This window comes from Rhodosalinus sp. FB01 (assembly GCF_041365715.1).
Taxonomy (GTDB): Bacteria; Pseudomonadota; Alphaproteobacteria; order Rhodobacterales; family Rhodobacteraceae; genus Rhodosalinus.
In genome coordinates this window covers 92,101-117,364 of the sequence record NZ_JBGFSH010000007.1, presented here as the reverse complement: position 1 = coordinate 117,364, position 25,264 = coordinate 92,101, and the positions used below count along the sequence as shown (strand labels likewise).

At 70.1% G+C, this 25,264-nt stretch carries 21 protein-coding genes; 13 read left to right on the top strand and 8 right to left on the bottom strand.

The features are described from left to right. The first annotated feature begins 553 nt into the window (after positions 1 to 553). Both AB6A65_RS11825 and AB6A65_RS11820 read left to right on the top strand, forming a co-directional pair. Positions 554 to 1,699 (top strand): efflux RND transporter periplasmic adaptor subunit, encoded by a 1,146-nt coding sequence (locus AB6A65_RS11825; protein ID WP_371038593.1) that lies wholly within the window; start codon positions 554 to 556, stop codon positions 1,697 to 1,699. 13 nt (positions 1,700 to 1,712) lie between these two features. Then, positions 1,713 to 4,808 carry an efflux RND transporter permease subunit gene (locus tag AB6A65_RS11820; protein WP_371038592.1) on the top strand — a complete coding sequence of 1,032 codons (3,096 nt, stop codon included), beginning with the start codon at positions 1,713 to 1,715 and terminating at the stop codon, positions 4,806 to 4,808. Between the two features lie 29 nt (positions 4,809 to 4,837). On the opposite strand, the gene AB6A65_RS11815 is transcribed toward AB6A65_RS11820, so the two are convergent. Together AB6A65_RS11815 and cls are read right to left on the bottom strand one after the other, a co-directional pair. Beyond that, positions 4,838 to 5,680 carry an endonuclease/exonuclease/phosphatase family protein gene (locus tag AB6A65_RS11815; protein ID WP_371038591.1) on the bottom strand — a complete coding sequence of 281 codons (843 nt, stop codon included), beginning with the start codon at positions 5,678 to 5,680 and terminating at the stop codon, positions 4,838 to 4,840. Positions 5,681 to 5,896: 216 nt separating this feature from the next. Further along, positions 5,897 to 7,348, bottom strand: a complete 1,452-nt coding sequence (gene cls / locus AB6A65_RS11810; protein WP_371038590.1) for a cardiolipin synthase — start codon at positions 7,346 to 7,348, stop codon at positions 5,897 to 5,899. Positions 7,349 to 7,565: 217 nt separating this feature from the next. Here cls and AB6A65_RS11805 point away from each other — a divergent pair, with 217 nt between their 5' ends. The 5 genes from AB6A65_RS11805 (at position 7,566) to glnT (ending at position 12,651) form a co-directional block, all read left to right on the top strand. Continuing rightward, a complete protein-coding gene (locus AB6A65_RS11805) occupies positions 7,566 to 8,234 on the top strand; it encodes a helix-turn-helix domain-containing protein (protein WP_371038589.1) in 669 nt (222 codons plus the stop codon). Between the two features lie 150 nt (positions 8,235 to 8,384). Beyond that, entirely contained in the window at positions 8,385 to 9,275 is an 891-nt protein-coding gene (locus tag AB6A65_RS11800; RefSeq protein ID WP_371038588.1) for a glutamine amidotransferase family protein, read from the top strand. Between the two features lies 1 nt (position 9,276). Continuing rightward, positions 9,277 to 9,954, top strand: coding sequence for a protein GlxC (locus tag AB6A65_RS11795; RefSeq protein ID WP_371038587.1), 678 nt, complete (start codon positions 9,277 to 9,279; stop codon positions 9,952 to 9,954). Further along, positions 9,954 to 11,285, top strand: a complete 1,332-nt coding sequence (locus AB6A65_RS11790) for an FMN-binding glutamate synthase family protein (protein WP_371038586.1) — start codon at positions 9,954 to 9,956, stop codon at positions 11,283 to 11,285. The genes AB6A65_RS11795 and AB6A65_RS11790 overlap by 1 nt, the downstream gene beginning before the upstream one ends. Before the next feature lie 37 nt (positions 11,286 to 11,322). After that, a complete protein-coding gene (glnT, locus tag AB6A65_RS11785) occupies positions 11,323 to 12,651 on the top strand; it encodes a type III glutamate--ammonia ligase (protein ID WP_371038585.1) in 1,329 nt (442 codons plus the stop codon). A gap of 9 nt (positions 12,652 to 12,660) precedes the next feature. On the opposite strand, the gene AB6A65_RS11780 is transcribed toward glnT, so the two are convergent. Further along, the gene (locus tag AB6A65_RS11780; protein ID WP_371038584.1) at positions 12,661 to 13,479 is read right to left on the bottom strand and encodes a cyclopropane-fatty-acyl-phospholipid synthase family protein; all 819 of its coding nucleotides are present in this window, start codon (positions 13,477 to 13,479) and stop codon (positions 12,661 to 12,663) included. A 269-nt stretch (positions 13,480 to 13,748) separates the two neighbouring features. Here AB6A65_RS11780 and AB6A65_RS11775 point away from each other — a divergent pair, with 269 nt between their 5' ends. The 5 genes from AB6A65_RS11775 (at position 13,749) to arsJ (ending at position 19,271) form a co-directional block, all read left to right on the top strand. Beyond that, positions 13,749 to 15,068: a glycine cleavage T C-terminal barrel domain-containing protein gene (locus tag AB6A65_RS11775; protein ID WP_371038583.1), complete on the top strand. Its 1,320-nt coding sequence runs from the start codon at positions 13,749 to 13,751 to the stop codon at positions 15,066 to 15,068. A 99-nt stretch (positions 15,069 to 15,167) separates the two neighbouring features. Then, positions 15,168 to 15,989, top strand: a complete 822-nt coding sequence (locus AB6A65_RS11770) for a methylenetetrahydrofolate reductase (RefSeq protein WP_371038582.1) — start codon at positions 15,168 to 15,170, stop codon at positions 15,987 to 15,989. Between the two features lie 176 nt (positions 15,990 to 16,165). Beyond that, positions 16,166 to 17,011: a helix-turn-helix domain-containing protein gene (locus tag AB6A65_RS11765; RefSeq protein ID WP_371038581.1), complete on the top strand. Its 846-nt coding sequence runs from the start codon at positions 16,166 to 16,168 to the stop codon at positions 17,009 to 17,011. Beyond that, positions 17,008 to 18,006 carry an ArsJ-associated glyceraldehyde-3-phosphate dehydrogenase gene (locus AB6A65_RS11760; RefSeq protein WP_371038580.1) on the top strand — a complete coding sequence of 333 codons (999 nt, stop codon included), beginning with the start codon at positions 17,008 to 17,010 and terminating at the stop codon, positions 18,004 to 18,006. The genes AB6A65_RS11765 and AB6A65_RS11760 overlap by 4 nt, the downstream gene beginning before the upstream one ends. Continuing rightward, positions 18,003 to 19,271 carry an organoarsenical effux MFS transporter ArsJ gene (arsJ, locus tag AB6A65_RS11755; RefSeq protein WP_371038579.1) on the top strand — a complete coding sequence of 423 codons (1,269 nt, stop codon included), beginning with the start codon at positions 18,003 to 18,005 and terminating at the stop codon, positions 19,269 to 19,271. The genes AB6A65_RS11760 and arsJ overlap by 4 nt, the downstream gene beginning before the upstream one ends. Before the next feature lie 57 nt (positions 19,272 to 19,328). Here the strand turns inward: arsJ and AB6A65_RS11750 are convergent, their stop codons facing one another. The 5 genes from AB6A65_RS11750 to AB6A65_RS11730 form a co-directional block, all read right to left on the bottom strand. Further along, positions 19,329 to 19,910 (bottom strand): TIGR02281 family clan AA aspartic protease, encoded by a 582-nt coding sequence (locus AB6A65_RS11750; RefSeq protein ID WP_371038578.1) that lies wholly within the window; start codon positions 19,908 to 19,910, stop codon positions 19,329 to 19,331. A gap of 54 nt (positions 19,911 to 19,964) precedes the next feature. Further along, positions 19,965 to 20,582 carry a MarC family protein gene (locus AB6A65_RS11745; RefSeq protein WP_371038577.1) on the bottom strand — a complete coding sequence of 206 codons (618 nt, stop codon included), beginning with the start codon at positions 20,580 to 20,582 and terminating at the stop codon, positions 19,965 to 19,967. 168 nt (positions 20,583 to 20,750) lie between these two features. Beyond that, entirely contained in the window at positions 20,751 to 22,355 is a 1,605-nt protein-coding gene (locus AB6A65_RS11740; protein ID WP_371038576.1) for a methyl-accepting chemotaxis protein, read from the bottom strand. Next, entirely contained in the window at positions 22,352 to 22,651 is a 300-nt protein-coding gene (locus AB6A65_RS11735; protein WP_371038575.1) for a hypothetical protein, read from the bottom strand. The genes AB6A65_RS11740 and AB6A65_RS11735 overlap by 4 nt, the downstream gene beginning before the upstream one ends. Positions 22,652 to 22,715: 64 nt before the next feature. Beyond that, positions 22,716 to 24,575, bottom strand: coding sequence for an ABC-F family ATP-binding cassette domain-containing protein (locus AB6A65_RS11730; RefSeq protein WP_371038574.1), 1,860 nt, complete (start codon positions 24,573 to 24,575; stop codon positions 22,716 to 22,718). A gap of 214 nt (positions 24,576 to 24,789) precedes the next feature. Between AB6A65_RS11730 and ndk the strand changes: the two genes are divergently transcribed. Beyond that, positions 24,790 to 25,212 carry a nucleoside-diphosphate kinase gene (gene ndk, locus AB6A65_RS11725; protein ID WP_371038573.1) on the top strand — a complete coding sequence of 141 codons (423 nt, stop codon included), beginning with the start codon at positions 24,790 to 24,792 and terminating at the stop codon, positions 25,210 to 25,212. Positions 25,213 to 25,264: the final 52 nt, after the last annotated feature.

Genomic DNA, 25,264 nt, shown 5'->3' with positions numbered 1-25,264 from the left:
CGGGATCCGGGGGCCTGCAGGGGCAAGGATGCGCCGATACGGCGATGCCGTGCGGGCGAAAGCCATGGCAAAATTCAAGAATACGTGATCCGTCCAGTGCGAATCGGGCATTTCCAGGCTGTGGATAACCTTCGGGACATTTCTCCTTTGCGGCTTGGGTGACGGACCTGCCATGACGCTGTCGCGGTCGTTTGCGCCGCAAGGGCCAAGGTGCTGACAAGATACGAGATTGCCCGTGACACCCGGGTGGGAGCGGCGTTTTCACCGGTGCGGCGAGGTGCTGGGCCGTGCGCGCGCCGGCCCGTGCACAAACCCTGAACGTCGGCGCTGCGTCGCTGTGGAACGGGCAGGGGCGGCGTCGCGCCTTGATCCAGATCAAGGTTTGCGCGAATTCCGCCACGGCGCCTTCATCCGCATCGGTCCCGCCAGCCGCAACTCGGCTTCCGGGGCGGATGTCCCTTTCGCTGCGGGCTTTGCGAAACCGGGTTCTCGCCTGTCAACCCACCGGATATGCGCTACCTTCAGGAACTGAACCGGCGTAGCGGTCAACGGCATGGTCAGGCAACTTGTTCTTTCGCTCGTGGTGATCGCCGGAACGCTGGCGCTCTGGATCAACTTCGTGCCGTCCTCCCTGCCGCTTCTCGACCGGCTGGGCGTCCTCGACCTCGTCGGGGTGGAGCTCGACGCGGAAGAGGATACCGGCGGCAGCGGCGGGTTCGGGCGCGGACCGGCCACCGTCATCACCGTGCCCGTCGCCGAAGGCATCATCGACGACCGCGTGGCCTCCATCGGCGACGGCAAGGCGCTGCGCAGTGTCACGGTGCGCACCGACGCGACCGGCCGGGTGGTGGAGATCGGGTTCGAGCCCGGCGGCAAGGTGCGGGAGGGCGACCTGATCGTCAGGCTCGACGACGAGGCGGAGCGCATCGCGGAGGAGCGCGCGGAGCTGACACTGGCCGATGCGCGGGACGAGGCGGAGCGGCTGGAGCGACTTGCCGGGACCGGATCGGTGACCGAGGTCAGACGTCGGGATGCCGAGCTCGCGCTGCGGCAGGCGGAGCTCGCCTTGCGCCAGGCCGAGTTCGACCTCGCGCAGCGGCGTGTGCGCGCACCCATCTCGGGCTGGGCCGGTGTGCCCGACCTCGGCGTGGGCGATCGCGTGACGGGCGGCGCGGCGCTCGTGTCGATCAGCGACCGCTCGGAAATCCTGATCGACTTCCGGGTGCCCGAGCGGGTGATCCCGCGCCTGGCAGCCGGGATGCCGCTGGAGGCGCGGCCGCTTGCCCTGCCGGACCGCCTGCTGGAGGGCGAGGTGCGCGCGATCGACACGATCGTGGACAGCACCAGCCGCACCCTGCTGGTGCAGGGCAGGCTCGCCAATCCGGACGACGCGCTGCGCGCGGGCATGGCGTTCGAGGTCTTCCTCGCCTTTCCGGGCGAACGCCTGCCGTCGGTCGATCCGCTTGCCGTGCAATGGTCGAGCGACGGCTCCTTCGTCTGGGTCGTGCGGGACGGGGCGTCGGTGCGCGTGCCGGTGACGATCCGCCAGCGCAACGAGGATGCGGTCCTGGTCGAGGGGGCGCTCGAGATCGGCGAGCAGGTCGTGACCGAGGGCGTGCAGAACCTGCGCCCCGGCGGCGAGGTGCGGGTCGCCGAACCGCAGGCCGCGCGGCTCGACACGTCGCGCGACGCGCTCTGAGGGGGGCGGGCGGATGATGGAGGATGCCACGCGAACGGCCCAGGGCGGCACGGCGCTTTTCGTGCGCCGCCCGATCCTGGCCTATGTGCTGAGCGCGCTCGTCGTGCTGGCGGGGCTCGCCGCGATCTTCGGCGCCGAGATCCGCGAGCTTCCGAACGTGGACCGCCCGGTCGTGACCGTCACGACCCAGTTCCCGGGCGCATCGCCGGAAAGCATCGACCAGGAGGTGACCGGCCGGATCGAGGGGGCCGTGGGCCGGGTCGCGGGCATTCGCTCGATCTCGTCGAACTCGCGTTTCGGGCGCAGCCGCGTCACGCTGGAATTCACCGGCAACGTCGATATCGATGTGGCGGCGACCGACGTCCGGGATGCCGTGGCGCGGATCGCGGGACAGCTTCCCGACGGTGCCGAGACGCCCGAGATCGTCAAGGCCGACGCCGACGCGCAGCCGGTGGTGCGCGTGGCCGTCACCTCCGCCAGCCGCTCGCCGCAGGACCTCACGCGGATCGTCCGGGAGCGGGTCGAGGACCGGCTGATCTCGATCGAGGGTGTGGCCGACCTGCAGATCTACGGCGACCGGGAACCGATCTTCCGCGTGGACATCGACCTGGCCGAGCTGGCCAGCCGGGGCCTGACACTTGCCGACATGCGCCGCGCGCTGGCCGATGCGGGCTTCAACGCGCCGGCGGGCGACCTTGCGGGCAGCCGGCAGTCGATCAACGTGCGCACGACCGCGCTGGTGGCCTCGCCCGCCGCCTTCGAGGATCTGCAACTTGCCCCGAACGTCCGCGTGCGCGACGTGGCCACCGTGACGCTGGGCCCCGCGCCCAACGAGACGGTGCTGCGCGCCAACGGCCAGACGGGGCTCGGGATCGGCATCATCCGGCAGGCGGGCAGCAACACGCTCGACATCTCGGCGGCGGTGCGGGCGACCGTGGCGGAACTCGACGCCACGCTGCCCGAGGACGTGCGCATCTTCGTCACCTCCGACGACGCGGTGTTCATCAACGGCGCGATCGCGGAGGTTCTGAAGACGCTCGGCCTGGCCATCCTCATCGTCGTCGTGGTGATCTTCGTGTTCCTGCGCGACGCGCGCGCCACGATGATCCCGGCGATCACAATGCCGGTCGCGCTGATCGGCACGCTCGCCGCGATCTGGATGGTGGGCTTTTCCGTCAACATCCTGACGCTGCTCGCCCTCGTGCTGGCCACCGGGCTCGTGGTGGACGACGCCATCGTCGTTCTGGAAAACATCGTGCGGCGGCGGTCCGAAGGAATGGGCCCGCGCGCGGCGGCCGTGCTCGGCACGCGGCAGGTGTTCTTCGCCGTGGTGACGACCACCGCGACGCTCGCGGCCGTGTTCGTGCCGCTGTCCTTCCTGCCGGGACAGGCGGGCGGGCTTTTCCGTGAATTCGGCTTCACCCTCGCGATGGCGGTGGCGCTCTCCTCCCTCGTGGCGCTGACGCTCTGCCCCGTGCTGGCGAGCCGTCTTCTGCGCGAGGGATCGGCCCGGACCGGTCCGGTGGCGTGGGTCGGCAATCGCCTCGCGGCGATCTACGCGCGCACGCTGGGCTGGGCGCTTGCCGTGCCGCTGGTGATCGTGCTTGCCGCGGTGCTCTTCGCGGCGACGGCCGTGCTGGTGGGCAGCGGCATCCGCCAGGAACTGACCCCGCGCGAGGATCGCGCCGTCGCACTTCTCAGCGTGACCGCGCCGCAGGGCGTCTCGCTCGACTACACCACCGGAAAGATGCGCGAGATCGAGGACGCGGTGCAGCCCCTGCGCGAGGCGGGCGAGATCACCAACGTCTTCTCGATCACCGGCTTCGGCGCCGACAACCGCGGGTTCATGGTCTTCACGCTGGCCAAGTGGGGCGAGCGCGCGCGCAGCCAGGACGAGATCGTGGGCGAGATCAACGGCAAGCTGCGCCGGATCGTGGGCGTGCGCGCCTTCGCCATCCAGCCCAATTCCCTGGGCATCCGGGGCGCCGGGCGGGGCCTGTCCTTCGCCGTCACGGGATCGAGCTACGCGCAGCTCGCGGAGGTGTCCGAACGCCTCGTGGCCCGGATGCAGGAGATGCCGGCGATGGGCCAGGTGCGCCTGGAATACGAGACAACCCAGCCGCAGCTTTTCGTGGAGATCGACCGCACCCGCGCGGCCGATCTGGGCATCGACATCACCGGGCTGGGCGAGGCGCTGCGCGCGGTGCTGAACGGGCGCACGATCGGCGAGGTCTTCGTCGAGGACGAGGCGATCGACGTGCAGATGCTGTCGACCACGAACCCCGTGAACGACCCGGGCGATCTGCAGAACATCTTCGTGCGCTCGTCGGAGGGGCAGATGGTGCCGATGTCGAGCTTCGTCCGACTGGAGGAGCGCGCCGTCGCGCCCGAACTCGAACGCGAGGGCCAGCAGCGCTCGGTCGAGATCTCGGCAGGGCTCACGCCGGAGCTGGCGCTTGGCGACGCGCTGGCGCAGGTCGAGGAGATGGCGGACGACATCCTTGCCGAGGAAAACCGCATCGTCCCGCTGGCCGAGGCGGCGACGCTCGACCAGACCAACGCGGGCCTCCTCGTGACCTTCGCCTTCGCCATCGCGGTGGTGTTCCTGGTGCTTTCGGCGCAGTTCGAAAGCTTCGTCTCCGCCATCGTCGTGATGGCGACCGTGCCCATCGGGCTGGCCTGCGCGGCCTTCGCGCTTCTGCTGACCGGGCAGAGCCTGAACGTCTATTCGCAGATCGGGCTCGTCATGCTGATCGGGATCATGGCCAAGAACGGCATCCTGATCGTGGAGTTCGCGAACCAGCTACGCGACCGGGGGCAGGGGGTGCGCGAGGCGATCCTCGACGCCTCCACGATCCGCCTGCGTCCCGTGATGATGACGATGACCTCCACCGTGCTGGGCGGCGTGCCGCTCATCCTGTCGTCGGGGGCCGGGGCCGAGGCGCGCGAGGCGCTGGGCTGGGTGATCGTGGGCGGGCTCGGGCTCGCCACGCTTTCCACCCTCTATCTCACACCGGTCGCCTACCTTCTGCTCGCCCGCTTTTCCAAGCCCCGTGCCGAAGAGGCGCGGCGGCTGACCCGGGAGCTCGAAGAGGCGCTGGCGGGCTGAGGCGGCCGCGCCGGCGCCGTCCTGTCGGCTCAGGCCCGGCGCAGCCTGCGGAGCCTCGACCGCGGCGGTGCGGGACGCGCGGCGGGCGCGGGGTGGTCGGACGCGTCGGGCATGAGGGCGGGCGCGAATTCCGCCCAGACGGGCAGGTGGTCCGAGGCGATGCGGCTCGGTCCTTCCCTGACCACGCCCGCGCCGAAGGCGTGCAGGCCGAGGCCGTGCGCGATCCTGTCGAGCGGCGCCAGCGGCCGCGCGGCGTGGAAGCTGGCGCCCGGCGCGAGCACCGCGAAATCGGGCGCGAGGGCCTCGAGCCCGCGGACCGTGGACCATTCGTTGAAATCGCCCAGGATCAGGGTGTTGGGCAGGGCGGCGGCGTCCAGCCCGGTCCGGATCGTGGCGAGCTGGCGGCGCCGCCACGCGCGCAGGAGCCCCAGGTGGGTCGCGACCACGCGCACGCGCGCTTCGAGCCCGGGCACGGCGATTTCCGCCGTGATCGCGCCGCGCGGCTCGAGCGCGGGAAGCTCGATCGAGGCCGCCGCGCGCACCAGCAGATCCCGTCGCACCAGCAGCGCGTTGCCGTGCACGCCGAGCGAGCCTGGATTGCCGCCCACGTCCACGACCTCCATGCCGGTGGCCTCCGCGATCTCGTGGCGCGACAGCGCGGCGGGCCGGGTGCCCAGGCGCAGATCGGCCTCCTGCAGGGCGACGATGTCGGCGCGCAGATCGGCGATGGCGGCGATCACGCGCGCGGGATCCCGCCGCCGGTCGAGGCCGACGGCCTTGCGGATGTTCCAGGTCGCCACGCGCAGGGCCGCGGCGGGCGCCGTGTCCGGTTCCCGTCCTTGCCAGTCGATCGTCTCGCGGTGTGTCTGCACCAATCCTCTGTTCCTTGCCGGGCGTCCTCTGCCCCCTTGTCGCGTCGCCTGGTCGCGCCGCGCGGGCGTGTCAGGCGCGCTGGCCGCCGGCCACAGGGCTGCCGCGGGGCCTCGATGATCGCCCGTGAGCCGCATGTCGGGCGGGGTTTCGCATTATGTCGCGACGCCGCGGCCGCGATTCAAGGCGGTGGCGCCGTGCGCCCCATCCCGCGCGCCTCACAGCACGGGGCCCATCATGGCGACCGAGTTGTTCCAGAGCCGTTTGCCCGGACCCCAATCCGTCACCTCCTTCATGGTGATTTCGCGCGACCGGGAAATGTAGCCGTCCTGCAGGTCGCGGAGTTCTCCGGTGAGCGCCCTGTCCTTGAGAAGCACGTTGTTTTCGTAGTTGAGCTCGAAGGAGCGCCGGTCGAGATTGGCCGAGCCGATCAGGGCGATCTCGCGGTCGAGGGTGAGCGACTTGGCGTGCAGCAGACCTCCCTCGTACTCGAAGATCCGCACATTCGATTGCAGAAGCTCGAGGTAGTAGCTTCGGCTCGCGGCGCCGACGATCCAGGAATCGTTCTTGGCAGGAAGCACCAGGCTCGTGCGGACCCCGCGATGGCCGGCGCCGCAGAGCGCCGACTGCATCGAATCCGAGGGCACGTAATAGGGCGTCGTGATCACCAGCTCCTCGCGCGCGCCGTGCATCAGAGTCTCGAAGACCTCCGGCATGGCGGAATTGCGGACCGTCGGTCCGGTGCCGATTGCCTGTGCCACGATCGAGCCCTTCGACGGCTGTTCCGCTGCCGATGCGCCCAGATCCTCCAGCCCGTCGTCGACATGCGAGACCCAGTCCTGCAGGAACAGCCTCTGGTTCTGGCCGGCCACCGGGCCTTCGAGGCGCAACATGACGTCGATCCAGGGGGCGTATCGGGGTTTCACCCGGAATTCCGGGTCGGCGCAGTTCTGGCTGCCGCAATAGGTGATGCGGTCGTCGATCACCACGATCTTGCGGTGGTTCCTGAGATCGACCCGGCCCCGGATCGGGTGCAGCAGCGGGTTGCCGATGGGAAGCGCAGCGGCGAGGCGTACGCCGGCCGCCTGCATGTCGGTCCAGTGGCGCGAGCGCACGAGCCGCCGGGAGCCGAGATCGTCCGCCATCGCGCGCACGACGACGCCGCGGCGCGCGGCCGCCTTGAGCGCCTCGACGACCTTCAGACCGTTGGTGTCGTCGAGCCAGATGTAGAAGACGAGATGGACGTAGCGCTCCGCCGCCGCGATGTCGTCGAGCAGGGACGCGATGGAGGCGTTCGAGTCGGAGAAGACCCGCGCGGCGTTTCCGGTCGTGGGAAGAAAGCCGCTGACAGAATAGCCGAGGTTGAAGAGATACGCATGGTCCGAGGCGACGGCCGCGATCCGCCTGCGGGCATCAACTGGGTCGACCTGCGGCGCCTTGAAAAGCCGCGCGGCCTCGCGATAGCGCGCGACCCGGCGCCGGCCGATGTTGGTTTCTCCGAAAAGGACATAGGCCAGCATGCCCACCGCCGGCAGCGCGAGCATGACGAGAACCCAGGCGACGCGGGCCGAGGGCTCCCGGTAGGGGCGCAGCAATGCCCGCAGGATGAAGCCCACCTGCAGCGCGATATAGAGCGTCAGCAGAGAGACGGTCACGACCGATGAGCTCATCGCGCGTCCTGCGCAAGGTGATGAAGCCCGGTTGCCTGCGCCATGTCCGCCTCCGTTTCGAGGGTGCCGCTTTCGGACGCATCCTCGGCGTTCGGCGCGCGCAGCGCAATGTCGCCATGGCGCGACGGCGTTGTCGCCCGTGGGTGCCGGATTGACCGCAGCGAACGATTTTTTCTCTTGCGGAACCGGGCTAGGCTTGCAGCCGGGGCGCTCGGTCATGTCGCGCCCGGAAGGAAAGAGGCGAGACGCCGTGGCGCGCAAACCCGTAACGCTGACCCAGGATCCCCATGGACGCCGCGGCGCGCGCGAAAAGGTGCTCGAGGTCGCGATCGGGCGGGAGTTGCGCGCCTTCCGTCGCCAGCAGAGCATAACGGTGGCCGAGCTCGCCCAGCAGACGGGGCTTTCGGCCGGTATGCTCTCGAAGATCGAGAACGGCAACATCTCGCCCTCGCTCACGACGCTCCAGGCGCTGTCGCACGCGCTGAGCGTGCCGCTCACGGCCTTTTTCCGCGGCTACGAGGAGCGCCGGGGCGTCGTCCATACGCCGGCGGGGCAGGGGGCGGATGTCGAGCGGGCGGGCACCCGGGCCGGGCACCAGTACAACCTGCTCGGTCACCTGGGCTCCAACGCGAGCGGCGTGGTGATGGAACCCTATCTCATCACGCTCTCCAAGAAGACGGACGTCTTTCCCGTCTTCCAGCACGAGGGGCTGGAGCTGATCTACATGCTGGAAGGCGAGGTGGGCTACCGTCATGCCGACAGCCTGTTCGACCTCCGGCCGGGAGATTCGCTCTTCTTCGATGCCGACGCGCCGCATGGCCCCGAAGAGTTGCGCCGCCTGCCCACCCGGTACCTCTCCGTGATCTGCTATCCGCAATCGGGATAAGCGTGGCTGCCTGAATTCTGTGCAGATCCGCCACTGGTTGGCGGGCCGGGGCCCAAGCTGGGTATCGGCACTTTTGCCCCAGAAGAAAATCTGTTGCCCATCAGTCCTGGCGGGCCCGTCTCTGGGCCGGCGGCGAAGCGGGGCGCGGCAATGTGCGGAATCGTCGGACTGTTTCTCAAGGACGCGGCGCTCGAGCCGCGGCTCGGCGCGCTTCTGTCGGACATGCTGATCACCATGACCGATCGCGGCCCCGACAGCGCGGGGCTCGCCGTCTACGCGCCGGGGGGCACTGGCAAGATCACGGTGCAGTCGGACGCGCCCGCGGCGGATCTCCCGGGGCTCGACGCGCGACTGTCCGAGGCTCTGGGCGCGAGGGCCACGATGCGCGCGAAGGACACCCACGCCGTTCTAGAGCTGCCCGCCGACTGCATTCCTGCGGCGCGCGAGGCCCTGGCCGGGCTAAGCCCGGGCCTTCGGGTGATGAGCGCGGGCGAGGCGATCGAGATCTACAAGGAGGTCGGGCTGCCCCGGGACGTGGCCGCGCGCTTCGACCTTGCGGCGATGGCCGGCACCCACGGCATCGGCCACACCCGCATGGCCACCGAGTCCGCCGTCACGACGCTCGGCGCGCATCCCTTTTCCACGGGCGCCGATCAGTGTCTCGTGCATAACGGCTCGCTTTCGAACCACCACAACCTCAAGCGCCGCCTCGCCCGGGCGGGCGTGGAGGTGCAGACCGAGAACGACAGCGAGGCGGCAGCGGCCTACCTCACCTGGCGGATGCAGGAGGGGGCCACCCTCGGCGAGGCGCTGGAGGCGGGGCTGGCCGATCTCGACGGCTTCTACACCTTCGTGGTCGGCACCAAGGACGGCTTCGGCGTCGTGCGCGACCCCATCGCCTGCAAGCCCGCCGTGATGGCCGAGACCGACGGCTACGTCGCCTTCGGCTCCGAATACCGCGCGCTGGTCGGGCTGCCCGGCATCGACGCGGCGCGCGTCTGGGAACCCGAACCCGCCACCGTCTATTTCTGGGCCCGCTGACATGCAGACGATCGACCTTGCCGCCGAGGACCTCCGGACGCTGAACGCCACGCTTCAGGGCGCGGGCGGGAACGCGACCGAGTGGGAGGTGCTGAACCCCCGCGGCGCCCATGCCCTGGCGGTCGGTCTCGACACGCCGATCCAGGTCACGGTGCGCGGCTCCACCGGCTATTATTGTGCCGGCATGAACAAGCAGGCGAGCGTGCGCGTCGCGGGATCGGCCGGGCCGGGCGTGGCCGAGAACATGGTCTCGGGCACCGTCATCGTGGAGGGCGACGCCAGCCAGTATGCCGGCGCCACGGGGCGCGGTGGCCTGCTGGTCGTGAAGGGCAACGCGAGTTCGCGCTGCGGCATCTCGATGAAGGGCATCGACATCGTCGTGGGTGGAGGCGTGGGCCACATGTCCGCCTTCATGGCTCAGGCCGGAACGCTCGTCGTGTGCGGCGACGCGGGCGAGGCGCTGGGAGACTCGCTTTACGAGGCGCGCCTCTTCGTGCGCGGATGGGTGAAGAGCCTCGGCGCGGATTGCGTCGAGAAGGAGATGCGCCCCGAGCACCTGGAGCTGGTTGCCGGGCTGCTCGAGCGGGCGGAGATCGACGCGCGGCCCGAGGAGTTCCGCCGCTACGGCTCGGCCCGCACGCTCTACCACTTCGACATCGACAACGCCGGGGCCTACTGATGAGCGACACTCCCCAGACGCCGCCGCGCTTCTCCGCGACCTTCCCGCCCGAGGTGAACGCCGAGATCCGCCGCGCCGCGGCCACCGGCATCTACGACATCCGGGGCGGCGGGGCGAAGCGGCGGGTGCCGCATTTCGACGATCTGCTTTTCCTGGGCGCGTCGGTGTCGCGCTACCCGCTGGAGGGCTACCGCGAAAGCTGCGGGACGGACGTGGTGCTGGGCGGACGCCACGCGACGAAGCCGCTCAACCTCCAGATCCCGATCACCATCGCGGGGATGAGCTTCGGCGCGCTCTCGGGTGCGGCGAAGCAGGCGCTCGGCCGGGGCGCGAGCATGGCGGGCACCTCGACCACCACGGGCGACGGCGGCATGACCGACGAGGAACGCGAGCACTCGACGCTTCTGGTCTACCAGCTCCTGCCCTCGCGCTACGGCATGAACCCCGACGACCTGCGCCGCGCCGACGCCATCGAGGTCGTCGTGGGGCAGGGCGCCAAGCCCGGCGGCGGGGGGATGCTGCTCGGCCAGAAGATCTCGGACCGGGTGGCCGGGATGCGCACGCTGCCAAAGGGGATCGACCAGCGCTCCGCCTGCCGCCACCCGGACTGGACCGGGCCCGACGACCTGGAGATCAAGATCCTGGAGCTGCGCGAGATCACCGGCTGGGAAAAGCCGATCTACGTGAAGGTGGGCGCGACGCGACCCTACTACGACACCGCGCTCGCCGTGAAGGCCGGCGCCGACGTGGTGGTGATCGACGGGATGCAGGGCGGCACCGCCGCCACGCAGGACGTGTTCATCGAGCATGTGGGCATCCCGACCCTCGCGGCGATCCGCCCCGCCGTGCAGGCGCTTCAGGATCTCGGCGTCCACCGCGAGGTGCAGCTCGTCATCTCGGGCGGGATCCGCAGCGGCGCCGACGTGGCCAAGGCCATGGCGCTCGGGGCCGACGCGGTGTCCATCGGCACGGCGGCGATGATCGCCATCGGCGACAACGACCCGAAATGGGAGGCCGAGTACCGGAAGCTGGGTACCACCGCGGGCGCCTATGACGACTGGCACGAAGGGCGCGACCCCGCGGGCATCACCACGCAGGATCCCGAGCTTGCCGCGCGCCTCGACCCCGAGGATGCGGGCCGCCGGCTGCGGAACTACCTCAAGGTGATGACCCTCGAGGCGCAGACCATCGCGCGCGCCTGCGGGCACAACCACCTCCACAACCTAGAGCCCGAGGACCTGTGCGCGCTGACGATGGAGGCCGCGGCGATGGCGCGCGTGCCCCTTGCCGGAACGGACTGGTGGCCGGGCAAGCCCGGAGGCGGCCTCTAGTCCCGCCGGGCGGCGACATCGGAACAGGGAGACGGCGATGACACAGGATCTGGCGGAGTTCGCCCGCGAAAAGGGGATCAGGTATTTCATGATCTCCTTCACCGATCTCTTCGGCGGCCAGCGCGCCAAGCTGGTTCCGGCGCAAGCGATCGGCGACATGCAGAAGGACGGCGCGGGCTTCGCGGGCTTCGCCACCTGGCTCGACATGACCCCGGCCTTTCCCGACATGCTGGCCGTGCCCGACCCCGCGAGCGTCGTCCAGCTTCCGTGGAAGCCCGAGGTCGCCTGGGTCGCGGCCAATTGCATGATGGAGGGCGAGGAGGTCGCGCAAGCCCCGCGCAACGTGCTGCGCCGCCAGATCGCGGCCGCCGCGGAGGCCGGGCTGCACGTCAAGTCGGGAATCGAGGCGGAGTATTTCCTGCTCACGCCCGCGGGCGACGCCATCAGCGATCCCTACGACGCCGCCGAGAAGCCCTGCTACGACCAGCAGGCCGTGATGCGCCGCTACGACGTGGTGCGCGAGATCTGCGACCACATGCTCGATCTCGGATGGGGCCCCTACCAGACCGACCACGAGGACGCGAACGGGCAGTTCGAGATGAACTGGGCCTTCGACGACGCCCTCGTCACCGCCGACCGGCACAGCTTCTTCAAGTTCATGGTGAAGTCGGTGGCCGAGGCGCACGGGCTGCGCGCCACCTTCATGCCCAAGCCCATCGAGGGGCTGACGGGAAATGGCTGTCACGTCCACGTCTCGGCCTGGGACGCGCCGGGCGCCGATGCGGGCCGCAACGTCTTCGACGGCACGGGGCCGGGCCCCGCGGGAGAGCTGGGCCTCTCGCCGGAGGGCGCGCATTTCCTCGGCGGGATCATGCGCCACGCGCCCGCGATGGCGGCGATCACCAACCCGGTCGTGAACAGCTACAAGCGGATCAACGCGCCCGTCACCCATTCCGGCGCCACCTGGGCGCCCAACACCGTCACCTGGTCGGGCAACAACCGCACCCACATGGTGCGCGTCCCTGGGCGCGGGCGGTTCGAGCTGCGCCTCGCGGACGGCGCGGCCAACCCCTACCTGCTGCAGGCGGCGATCATCGCGGCGGGGCTGTCGGGTCTGAAGGACGAGGCCGATCCCGGGCCGCGCCTCGACATCGACATGTATGCCGAGGGCCACACCGTCACCGAGGCACCGCGGCTGCCGCTCAACCTGCTCGACGCGCTGCGCGCCTTCGAGGCGGACGGGGCGTTCTCCGGGGCCATGGGGGAGGCGTTCACGGCCGCCTACCTCAAGCTCAAGAACCGGGAGTGGCACTCCTTCGTCTCGCATTTCTCCCGCTGGGAAAAGGAAAACGCGCTAGACATCTGAGCGCCGCCTTCAGCCGGGCTTGCTTGCGACGAGGCAGGCCCACGTGATATGCCCGCCGGCCAGCGCCTTCCGCCAGCGCGCGACGCTCTGCGCGATGGCGTCCCGCGCGTCGGGGTCGAGGCCGGGCACCGGGTCCGACAGCGCCTCGGCCAGCTTGTCGTAATGGGTGCGGATGTCCCGGGGGCGCTCCTCCGACGCCGCGATCTCGAACCCCGCCGCCTCCGCCATGGCGCGGTAGTCCGCGGGCGTCGCGCCGGCCCGGGCGCCCAGCCTCGCGAAGGCCTCGTTGACCAGCGCCTCGTCCGCGCCCGGGGCGGTCAGGATGTCCGAGAGCGCGAAGACGCCGCCGGGACGCAGCACACGGTGGACCTCGGCCATCACGCGCGGCCGGTCCGTGGAATGGATGAGCGACTCCTGGCAGATCGCCGCGTCCCATGCGCCGTCGGGCTCGCCGATCTCGTGGAAATCGCCGAGCCGGACATCGATGCGGTCGTCGAGCCCGGCCTCGGCGTTGCGGCGCCGCGCCTCGGTCACGGCGCGCCCGGAGATGTCGATGCCCGCCGCGGGGCACCCCATGCGCGCCAGAAGGCGCAGCGTCCCGCCATAGCCGCAGGCGATGTCGAGAACCCGGTCGCCGGCCACGATCCCGGCGAGGGAGAGAAGATGGCGCGTCATCGCGACGGAGGCGTCGGCCACGCTTTCGGCCCCGGTGTCGTAACGCCCGATATGGATGTCGTCCCCGCCCCAGCAGAGCCGGTAGAAGGCCGCGACGTCTGCGTCGTTGTAATAGGCGGCCGCCTCTGCCGCGTCGGTCTTCCCGCCGTCCATCCGCGCCCCCGTGTCTGACACCTCCCCAAGACATGCCACGGCCGGAGGCGCCGGTCCATGCCGCCGCGGCGCGCAGCTTGGCGCGGTCGGTAGCGCACCCCCGACGAGGTCGGCCGGAGCTTTAGAAGGCTGAGGTGTTTGCGAAACACCGGCGGGCTGTCGTTGCGCGACGCCCTCGGCTTTGGCAGGCTCGGAACGGCAGGAAAAGCCGGAGGTTGCGCGCGGGAGGAGCGCGCCGTCTCGGGACGCGACCGCAGGGAGGGGATCGCATGACGGAAGAGGGCCGCTCCCATCCGAACGTGCCGGGCGTGGACCAGTCCGACCGGCTGGTTCCCGTGAACCTGCGGCAGTCCGGCGCCCCGCCCGTGCAGATGCTCATCTCCACCCGTGTGCGGAAATCGCCCTTCTGGCATCTCTCGGTCGAGGCGGGGTGCTGGCGCGCCACCGTCTACAACCGGATGTATCACCCGCGCGGCTATGTCCGGCCCGAAGAGGGCGGCGCCATGGCCGAATACGAGGCGCTGGTGAACCGCGTCACGCTCTGGAACGTCGCGGTCGAGCGCCAGATCCGCGTGCGCGGACCCGACGCCGAGGCGTTCGTCAACCGCGTCATCACGCGCGATGCCACGAAGATCCAGCCCATGCGGGGCAAGTACGTGATCGTCTGCAACGAGAAGGGCGGCATCCTCAACGACCCGGTCCTTCTGCGTCTTGGCCGCGACGAGTTCTGGTTCTCGGCCTCCGACAGCGACCTCCTTCTGTGGTTGCAGGGCGTGAACGTGGGGCTTGGCCACGACGTGGAGATCGCCGAGCTCGACGTCGCGCCGCTTCAGGTCCAGGGGCCGACCTCGGAGGCGTTCATGGCCGATCTCTTCGGGGAAGAGATCCGTCGCCTGCCCTATTACGGCCTTTTCGAAACGACGCTTGCCGGCTGCCCGGTGGTGGTCAGCCAGACCGGCTTTTCCGGCGAGAAGGGCTACGAGATCTTCGTGCGCGACGCGACCCTCGCCGCGGAACCGGTCTGGTACGCGCTGCGCGCGCATGGCGCGCTCTACGGGCTGCGGGTGATCGCGCCGGCCCATCATCGCAGGATCGCGGCCGGTATCCTGTCCTGGGGCCAGGACATGGATACCGAGACCTCCCCCTTCCAGGTGAACCTCGCCTACCAGGTGCCGCGCAAGAAGGCCGCCGACTATATCGGGCGCGCCGCGCTGGAGGCTCAGCGCGCCGAGATCGACGCGGGCCGCTTCCCGTTCAAGCTGAAGCTCGTCGGGCTGACGATGGGCGGGCGTCCGGTGACCGACTACGCCCCCGATTTCTGGCTCATCGCCACGCCGGACGGAGAGCGGGTGGGCTACGTGACCTCGCCGTGGTGGTCGCCCGAACTTCAGGTCAACATCGCGCTCGGCTACGTGCCGCCGGCACTCTCGGCGCCGGACACGGCACTGAAGGTAGAGCTGCCAGACATCTACGCGGACGCCACGGGCCGACCCGTGGACGCCCGGGTGACGGAGGTGCCGTTCCGGCCCTCGTCGCATCCCGGCGCGCGGGAGCAGGCGCAGGCGGCCGGCCGCGACTGGGCCGGCTGAGGGCGCGGAGACCGGATCGTCGTGCCCCATCGCCAGCTTGTTCCACAGCCAGCCGATGCGCTCTTGCGGCGGCTCGTCATCTCCGGCGGGGCGGTGCCCATGGGGTTCGAACTGTTTCCGCCACGGTCGGAGCGCCGCCATGCGCAGTTCCGCGAGACCGTCGAGCGCCTCGCCCCGGCCGCCAGCGAGGGGTTCTCCGTCACGATGGGCGCGGGCGGCACCACGCGCGCCGGGACCCACGACAGCGCGGTGGAGGTAGCGCGCCTGACCGGGCGACCCGTCATGGCGCACCTGACGGCGCTGGGCCTGTCGCGGCGGGCGGCGCTCGAGACGGCGGAGGGTCTCTGGCAGGCCGGGATCCACGACATCCTTGCGCTGCGGGGGGATCAGCCCCGCGCGATGGAGGGTCCGCTGCCGCCGGGCTTCGCGCATGCCTCGGACCTCGTCGCGGCGCTTGCAGAGCGGCACCCGTTCCGGATCGCCGTCGCCGCCTATCCCGAAAAGCACCCCGAGGCCGGCACGCTCGACCAGGATATCGACCACCTGAAGCTGAAGCTCGATGCCGGGGCGCACATGGCCTATTGCCAATTCGTGCTGGACCCGGCGGCTTACGGGCGGTTTCTCGAGGCATGTGCGCGCCATGGCATCGACGCGCCGATCGTGCCCGGCCTCATGCCGCTCGAGGGGTGGGCGCGCGTGCGGAGCTTCGCCAGGGCCAACGGCACGACGGTGCCCGACTGGCTGGAACGGCTCTTCCGGGAGAGCGAGGACAAACCCGAGATGCAGCCCTATCTCGCGGCGGCGGCCACGGTCGAGCAGGCCCGACGCCTCATCGCCTACGGCGCCCCGTCCATCCATGTCTACACGATGAACCGCTGGCCGCTTCCCCTGGCACTGTCGCGTCTTCTGGGGCGGTGCTGAGCCTGCGCGCATCGCCGCCACGCTTGCCGGGCTGAGCGGGGCCGGCACGCGGCCGTGGCGCAGCGCGGCCTGACGCTGCCTGACGCAACCGCAGCCGGCGGAAACCCGGGACGATCCTTTGCCCCCAAGCGGGAAAAAGAACTTGCGAAAGCTCATATTTCATATATTCACGAAATATGGAATTTACTGCCTCCGACCGCCTTTCGACACTCGGCCACCCGCAGCGGCTGGCCCTCTTCCGGCTGCTCATGCGCCGTTACCCGGACCGCGTGCCGGCCGGTGAGCTGGCCTGTGCGCTGGATCTCAAGCCCTCCACCTTGTCGTCCTACCTGGCCGCGCTGATGCAGGCCGGCCTCGTCACGCAGGAGCGTGCGGGCACGTCGCTTCGCTACACGGTCGACATGACGGAGGTGCGGGGCACCCTCGACTACCTGCTGCGCGACTGCTGCCGCGGGCGGCCGGAACTTTGCCCACCTCTGACCGATCCCTCCACGACAGGAAAACTTCCCATGCCCGAAAACCTTTACAAGGTGCTCTTCATCTGCACCGGCAACTCGGCGCGGTCGATCTTCGCCGAGTCCATTCTTCGCAAGGAGGCCGGCGACCGCTTCGAAGCCTACTCGGCCGGCACGAAACCCTATTCCGAACTCAACCCCTTCGCGCTGGAGGTGCTGGCGCAGAAGGGGCACGACATCTCCGTGCTGCGCGCGAAGAACCTGTCGGAATTCCAGGGCGACGACGCGCCCAGGTTCGATTTCGTCTTCACGGTCTGCAACCAGGCGGCCAACGAGGAATGCCCCGCCTGGCAGGGGCAGCCGATCAGCGCCCACTGGGGCATGCCCGACCCGGTGAAGGTGGAGGGAACCGACGCCGAGAAGAGCCTCGCCTTCCAGCAGGCCTACGGGGCGCTGCGCAATCGCATCCGCGCCTTTGCCGCGCTGCCTCTGGCCTCGCTCGACCGGATTTCGCTCCAGAAGGCGGTGGACGAGATCGGCCATGCGAGCAACGGGGCGCCGGCATGACGGTCTACGCGGTGAACGGCCTGGGGCGGATCGGCAAGCTTGCCCTCAAGCCGCTGCTCGAACGTGGGGCGACGCTCGCCTGGATCAACGACGCGATCGGCGATCCGGCGATGCACGCCCATCTGCTCGAGTTCGACACGGTGCATGGCCGCTGGGACGCAGCCTTCGCACATGACGAGGCCTCCGTCACCATCGACGGCACGCGCCTGCCTTTCGTCGGCGCGCGGGATCTTTCCGACCTGCCGCTCGATGGCGTGGACGTGGTCATCGACTGCACCGGCGTCTTCAAGACCGAGGCAGCGCTCGCGCCCTATTTCGAGGCGGGCGTGAAGAAGGTGGTCGTCTCCGCTCCGGTCAAGGACGGACCCACCGCCAACATCGTCTACGGCGTCAATCACGACATCTACGATCCCGTGGCCCACCGGATCGTCACCGCCGCGTCCTGCACCACGAACTGTCTCGCGCCGGTGGTGAAGGTGCTGCACGACAGCCTCGGCATCCGCCACGGCTCCATCACCACGATCCACAACGTGACCAACACCCAGACCATCGTGGATCGCCCGGCGAAGGATCTGCGCCGGGCGCGCTCGGCGCTCAATTCGATGATCCCGACGACGACCGGCAGCGCGACGGCGATCACCCTCATCTACCCCGAGCTTGCGGGCCGGCTAGATGGCCATGCCGTGCGCGTGCCGCTTCTGAACGCCTCCATCACCGACTGCGTCTTCGAGGTGGAGCGCGCGACCGATGTCGATGAGGTGAACGCGCTCTTCGCGGCCGCGGCCGAGGGGCCGCTTTCGGGTATCCTCGGCTACGAGGAACGCCCGCTCGTCTCGACCGACTACACCAACGATACCCGGTCGGGTATCGTGGACGCGCCCTCGACCATGGTGGTGAACGGCACGCAGGTGAAGGTCTACGCGTGGTACGACAACGAGATGGGCTACGCGCACCGGCTGGTGGACGTGGCGCTGATGGTGGGCGCGTCGCTGTGAGCGCGCGGCCCGACGGTCTTTCCGCCTACGTCGCCGTGACGGCAGCCTACTGGGCGTTCATGCTGACCGACGGCGCGCTCAGGATGCTGGTGCTGCTGCATTTCCACACGCTGGGCTTCACGCCGGTACAGCTTGCCTATCTCTTCGTGCTCTACGAGATCGCCGGGATGATCACGAACCTCGCGGCCGGGTGGATCGCGGCGCGGTTCGGGATGACCTCGACGCTCTATGCCGGGCTCGCGATCCAGGTCGTGGCCCTGGTCGCGCTGGCGCGGCTCGACCCGGACTGGGCGATCGGCCTATCGGTGGCCTATGTCATGCTCGTCCAGGGGGCGAGCGGCGTGGCCAAGGATCTCGCCAAGATGTCGTCGAAGTCGGCGGTGAAGATCCTGGCGCCGGCCGGGCAGGGCGGCCTCTTTCGGTGGGTGGCGCTGCTGACGGGGTCGAAGAACGCGGTGAAGGGCCTGGGCTTCCTGCTGGGCGCCGCGCTGCTGGCCACGCTCGGCTTCGCGTGGGCCGTCCTCGCCATGGCGGCGGTGCTGGCGGCGATCCTCGTCGCCGTGCTGATCGTCATGCCGCCGGGCCTTCCGAAAGGGCGCAAGGGGGCGAAATTTTCCGAGGTGTTCTCGAAATCGGCCAACGTGAACTGGCTGTCGGCGGCCCGGGTGTTCCTTTTCGGTGCGCGCGACGTCTGGTTCGTCGTCGGCATCCCGATCTATTTCTACGCGGTCCTCTCGGACGGCACGGAGGCGGGCAACCGCGCGGCCTTCTTCCTCGTCGGGAGCTTCATGGCGCTCTGGATCATCCTTTACGGGGCGGTCCAGGCCGCGGCACCGCGGCTGCTGCGCGCCGCCGCGCGCCCGGAGGCCGAGCTGGTGCACGCGGCGCGGGGCTGGGCGTGGGGCCTGTTTCTCGTGCCCGCCGCGCTCGCCGTCGCCGCGCTCCTGTCGCCCGGGCCGCAAGCCTGGCTGACCGCAACGCTGGTCGCGGGGCTTCTGGTCTTCGGCGCGATCTTCGCGGTGAACTCGTCGCTGCACTCCTACCTGATCCTCGCCTTCACGCGGGCCGAGCGGGTCACGATGGATGTGGGCTTCTATTACATGGCGAATGCGGCGGGCCGGCTTCTCGGGACGGTTCTGTCGGGGCTCACCTACCAGCTCGGGGGGCTGGCGCTCATGCTCGGGACAGCGGCGGTCATGCTCGCGGCCTCGGCGCTGGCCGCCGGGCGTCTGCGCGCGGACCTGTCTGCGGAGGCGCCGGCCTGAAGGGTGGGGCGATCGCGGATCGAGGCCCGCGCCCGACGCGGGGACGGCGCCCGGGCCTCACCGGGTCAGCACAAGCTCGCCATCCGAGATCCGGATCGTGCCGAAGCGTTGCAGGTAGCTCATCCCCAGGAGCGACTCGCGCATCTCGCCCGCGTTGACCCAGGCGTTGAAGCCCTCGTCGCGGATCGGACCCGTGCCGATGCTGTCGAGCCTCACGGGCGCGGTGGCCACCTCGCCATTCGCGGTCATGGCCCGGCCGAGAAAGGCAAGGGACTCCGTGTCGATGCCCGCCCGCGCGGCGTCGGCCCGCGTGAGGACGACCTGGCTCGCGCCCGTGTCCACCACGAAGCGCACGGGGACGCCGTTCACGTCGAGGGTGAGGTAATAGTGCCCGTCGGGTGCGCGCGGCACCGTGATCCGGCCCTGATCGGCCAGCACGTTCTGGCGCGGCGCCACCGTCTGGCGGATGTCGCCCCAGAGCCCCACCGCCGCGATCGCGCCGAGAAAGATCAGCCCCCAGACCGCGGCGTATTGCGCCATCTGTCCCAGGCGCGTCCGGTTGCGCAGCAGAAGCCAGAACGCGATCGCCCCGCCCAGAAGGGCGAGGTAGGTCAGTTGGGCGATCTGGTCTCCGGTCATCGGCGGCGGCCCTCTGGCGGTTGAGTGGGGATGTAGGCACACCGGCCCCGGATGTCAGGACCCCGAAAGCCCGAAGGCGCGGAATCCGTCCAGCACGAACTGCACGGACAGCGCGGCGAGCAGCATCCCCAGAAGCCGGGTGACCACGTTGACGCCCACCCGCCCGAGCGCCCGTTCGATGAGGCCGCTCGCGAGAAAAAGGATGAACGCGATCGCGACCACCGTCGCCATCACCCCCGTGACCCAGGCCAGCCCCAGAAGGCCGGGGTTCTCCTCGGTCAGCAGGATCATCGAGGCGATGGCGCCCGGTCCGGCCAGCAGCGGGATCGCCAGCGGGAACACCGACGGGTCGGGACGATCTTCGCTGGCCTGGTCCTGGCGCCGCTGGGCGCGCCGCTCGAACAGCATGTCGAGCGCGGTGAGGAAAAGCAGGATCCCGCCGGCAATGCGGAAGGCGGGCATCGAGATCCCGATGAAGCCCAGAACCGCCTCGCCGAACGCTCCGAAAAGCGCGAGGATCGCGATGGCGATCACGCAGGCGCGCAGCGCAATGGCGCGTCGTTCGGCAAGCGTCATTCCGGGTGTCAGCGCGACGAAGACGGGGGTGAGGCCCACCGGATCGATGACGACGAACAAGGTCGTGAAGGCGACGACGAGAAAGGCGGGCTCCATGCGGGCAGTCTTTCCCCGAAGACGCAGATGCGCAAGACCCGCGGCCTCGCGGGTGGGGCCGTTCTTCCGCCGCGTCCCGGGAGCGTTTCACGGTCATCGCCGCGCCATCGACCTGTCCTGCGCCGGGTCGCTTTCGGGCCGCGGATCCTGGTCCGGGGCCGGGACGCGTCAGCCTGCGATGCGGTGTGTCCGGTCCTCGTATGCCGCTGTCGGCGCCAGGGCGCTCCTTGCCGGCCCGGCTTCCGTGGCGGGACCGTCTGCGCCGCGGAAACGGGCCACCACCTCGGACAGGCTTTCGGCGCGTTCCTGCAGGACAAGGCTTGCCGCCGAGGTTTCCTCGAACATGGCCACGTTCCTTTGCGACATCTGGTCGAGTTCGTGCATCGCGCCGTTGATCTCGTCGACCGCGCTCGACTGCTCGGTCGCGGAGAGCGAGATCGCAGTGACGTGCTCCGACAGGGTCGCGACCTCCTCTCCGATACGCGTCAGCGCCTCGGCGGCGGTGCCGGCGATCTGCACGCCCTTGTCGATCCTGGCGTCGGACTCCGAGATGAGCGTGCCGATCCGCTCGGCGGCGTCCGCCGAGCGTTGCGCCAGCGCGCGCACCTCGTCCGCGACGATGGAAAAGCCCCGACCCGCGTCGCCCGCCCGGCTCGCCTCGACATTGGCGTTGAGCGCGAGCAGGTTGGTCTGGAAGGCGATCTCGTTGATGACGCCCGTGATCTGGCCGATCTCGCGGGACGCCTCCTGGATGTCGCGCATGGTCTGCTCGGCGCTCTGGACGACGGACTTCGACTCCTCGGCGCGCTTGTGCGCGGAGGCGGCGCGGCTTTCGGCATTGGCGGCCGCGGCGGCCTGCTCGCGGATCCGTGCGGCGATCCTGTCTGCCGCACCGACGATTTCGGCAAGCGTCGCGGCCTGCTTCTCGCTGCGTTGCGAAAGCGTCGTCGAGGCCCCGGCGATGCTCTGGGTTTCGGAGCGCACGGCCTCCGCGCTGGCGTGAACCGACGCGATGGCCTGCGACAGTTCCGTGCAGGCGCCGTTGAAGTCGTGGCGCAGATCCTCGTAACGGCCCGCGAAGACGTCGTCGATCCGCGCGCCCAGATCGCCGTCGGCGAGCGCATGAAGGGCCCGTTGCAAGGCGGCGACGACCGCCGTGCGCTCCTCCTCGAGGCGGGATTGCTCCGCCGCCCGCCGGGCGGCCTCCGCCCGGGCGCGGGCATCGGCGTCGGCCCGCTCGGCCTCCAGGCGGTTGCGGCTGCGGATCGCCCACCAGAGCGCGCCGGCCTCGATCGTCACGACGAGGCCGTGGAAGAGCGTGCGCGACAGATCGTTGGCGAGGCCGAGCGAGGGGTAGATCAGCGCGGGCAGCGCCAGGGTGAGCATCAGGTGATGTGCGGCGATCGCGGCGGCGGCGGCCAGCACTGCCACCTCGTCGGACATGACGAGCGTCGCCGCGAGAAGGGCGAAGAAGATCATGTGACTGTCGAGCTGCCAGGCATGTCCCGCGAGCGCCGCGGTAATCGCGATGGCCTGACCGACGAGGCCCAGCGCCGCGGCGATCCGGCCCATGCGTCCGGCCGCGCTTGCGCCCAAGGCGCCCAAGCCCGCGAAGAGCGCCGCGGCCAGAAGCGGCGGCCAGACGGGATTGCCGGCGACCGCCGCCGCCAGCGCGGAGAACGGAACAAGCGCGAAGCAAAGCCGCACGATCAGTCGCAGCCCCGCGTTGCGGGCGACCTCCAGCCCGGTTTCGGTGTCGGTGGCGGCGGTCATGCCCGGCCTCCGCAGATGGCGGCGAAAAGGCCCGCATCGGCCACCGCCCAGGCGCCCTGCGCGCGGAGCGCGGGCGCGAAACCCGGCCCGGGGAACTGGGCGAGGCGCGCGAAGGGTGGCGAAACCGGCGCGACCGGCCAGCCGCCGGCCTCCCGGATCATCGTGTCGATCCCGGCCCAGGGCGGGGCCACCACCAGAACCGGGGCGCCCGGCCGCGGCGGCGCGCCGTTGAGCGCAAGCACCGGCCCCGAGACGAGCATGGCGAGACAGAGCATGGCGAGAGCGAGTTGCGGCATCGGGGCGCCTCCCTTCCGGATGCCGAATCGCTATCATGCGAGAGCTTTTGAAACGTTTAACGCCTCAGCTGCCGCCGGCGGTCTCCAGACGCTCGACCGCCCGGACCCAGAGCGCCTCGGCGCGGTCCAGCCCTTCCATGACCTCGGCGTACTTGCGCTGCCAGACCGTCGCCTCATCGGTGCGTTCGGGCGCGTAAAGCTTCGGATCGGCGAGCTTTTCCGCCAGCCGGTCGCGCATCTCGGTGAGCTTTTCGAGGCGCGCCTCGCATTTGCGGACCTCCTGGCGCAGCTCGGCCATCCGCTCGCGCGAGGGCCGGCGCGGCCGTTCGGGCGCGGCGGGCCGGGGCGCGTCGCGCGGCGCCCTGGACTCTTCCAGCAGGAAGCGGCGGTAGGCGGCGAGATCCTCGTCGTAAGGCGCCACCGTCCCGCCCGACACCAGCCAGAGCCGGTCGGCCACGAGATTGAGCAGATGCATGTCGTGAGAGACGAGGATCACCGCGCCGCTATAGGCGTTGAGCGCCTCGACGAGCGCCTCGCGGCTTTCCATGTCGAGGTGGTTGGTCGGCTCGTCGAGGATCAGCAGATGCGGCGCGTCGAGCGTCGCCAGCAGGAGCGCCAGCCGCGCCTTCTGCCCGCCGGACAGGCGCGCGGTGACCGTATCGACCTGCTCGGCATGAAGCCCGAATCCCGCAAGCCGCGCGCGAAGCTTCGCAGGGGGCACGTTCGGCCGGGCGCGGGCGAGATGCTCGAGCGGTGTCTCGCCTTCGCGCAGCTCATCGAGCTGGTGCTGCGCGAAATAGCCCACGCGCAGCTTCGCGGCGGTGGTCTTGCGACCTTCCATCAGCGGCAGCCGGTCGGCGAGCAGCTTGGCGAGCGTGGATTTGCCCTGTCCGTTCCGCCCGAGGAGCGCGATGCGGTCGTCCTGGTCGATCCGCAGGTCGAGCCGCCGCAGCACCGGCGTGCCGTCGTACCCCGCCGCGCCGCCCTCGATGCGGATGATGGGCGGCGAAAGCGCCTCGGGCTCGGGGAAGGTGAAGACCTGCCTGGCCGCCTCCTCTGGGGCCGCGATCGGGTCCATCCGCTCGATCATCTTGATGCGCGCCTGCGCCTGGCGCGCCTTGTTCGCCTGGTAGCGGAACCGGTCGACGAAGCTTTGCATGTGGGCGCGCCGCGCCTCCTGCTTCTTCGCCTCGGCCGCCTGCACGGCGCGGCGTTCGGCGCGGGCGCGCGCGAAACGGTCGTAATTCCCCGTCCAGAGCGTGAGCTTGCGGTCCGAAAGCTCGAGGATCGCGCCCACGGCGCGGTTCAGCAGGTCCCGGTCGTGGCTGATGACGATGACCGTGTGCGGGTAGCGTGCGAGGTAGCTCTCGAGCCAGAGCGCGCCTTCGAGGTCGAGGTAGTTGGTGGGCTCGTCGAGCAGCAGGAGGTCGGGCTGCGCGAAAAGCACGCCAGCGAGCGCCACGCGCATCCGCCACCCGCCCGAGAAGGCCGAGCACGGCATCGCCTGTTCCGCCTCGGTGAAGCCGAGCCCCTTCAGGATCGCTGCCGCGCGCCCCTCGGCCGACCAGGCGTCGATGTCCGCAAGGCGCGTCTGGACCTCGGCGATCCGGTCGGGATCCTCGGTCGTTTCGGCCTCGGCCAGGAGCCCCGCGCGCTCGGCGTCGGCGGCGAGCACGGTGTCGAGGAGCGATACCTCGCTCGCCGGCGCCTCCTGCGCGACGCCGCCGATGCGCGCGCGGGACGGCAGCTCGATCCGTCCGCCCTCCAGCGCCAGCTCGCCGCGGATCAGGCGAAAGAGCGTGGACTTGCCCGTGCCGTTCCGCCCCACGAGCCCCACCTTGTGCCCAGCGGGAATCGTGGCGGAGGCCTCCTCGAACAGCGGGGTGCCTTCCATGGAGAAGGAGATGTTCTCGATACGCAGCATGCGCGCTCTCTAGCAGCGGCGCGGGCCGGCATCCAGCGGGGCTTTGGCCCATCGCGACGACATGCCCCCCGGGGCCCCGACGCGCGCGCGCCGACCGCCGGGCGGCCGGGGCGTTTCCCGGGTTTTCAAGGGCGGGTCTGCATGCTAGGCGCACGCCCGACGTGACCGGGCGGGCATGGGGCGCGCCCATCATTTCTTGCGAGGACAGACCGATATGGCCACCGAACGCACGCTGTCGATCATCAAGCCCGACGCGACCCGCCGGAACCTCACCGGCAAGATCAACGCCAAGTTCGAGGAGGCGGGACTGCGCATCGTCGCGCAGAAGCGCATCCGCATGACGATCGAGCAGGCGCAGACCTTCTACGCCGTCCACAAGGAGCGCCCCTTCTTCGGCGAACTCAGCGAGTTCATGGCATCCGCACCGGTCGTCGTGCAAGTGCTCGAGGGCGAGGGCGCGATCGCGAAGAACCGCGAAGTGATGGGCGCGACGAACCCCGCCGATGCCGCGCCGGGCACCATCCGTGCGGAGTTCGCGGAATCGGTCGGCGAGAACTCGGTGCACGGCTCCGATGCGCCCGAGACCGCGGCGCAGGAGATCGCGTTCTTCTTCTCCGAGCTCGAGATCGTCGCCTGATCGCAGTCGTTCAGTGACTGTAGATGGCCGCCGCCGCATCCGCGCCGGCGGC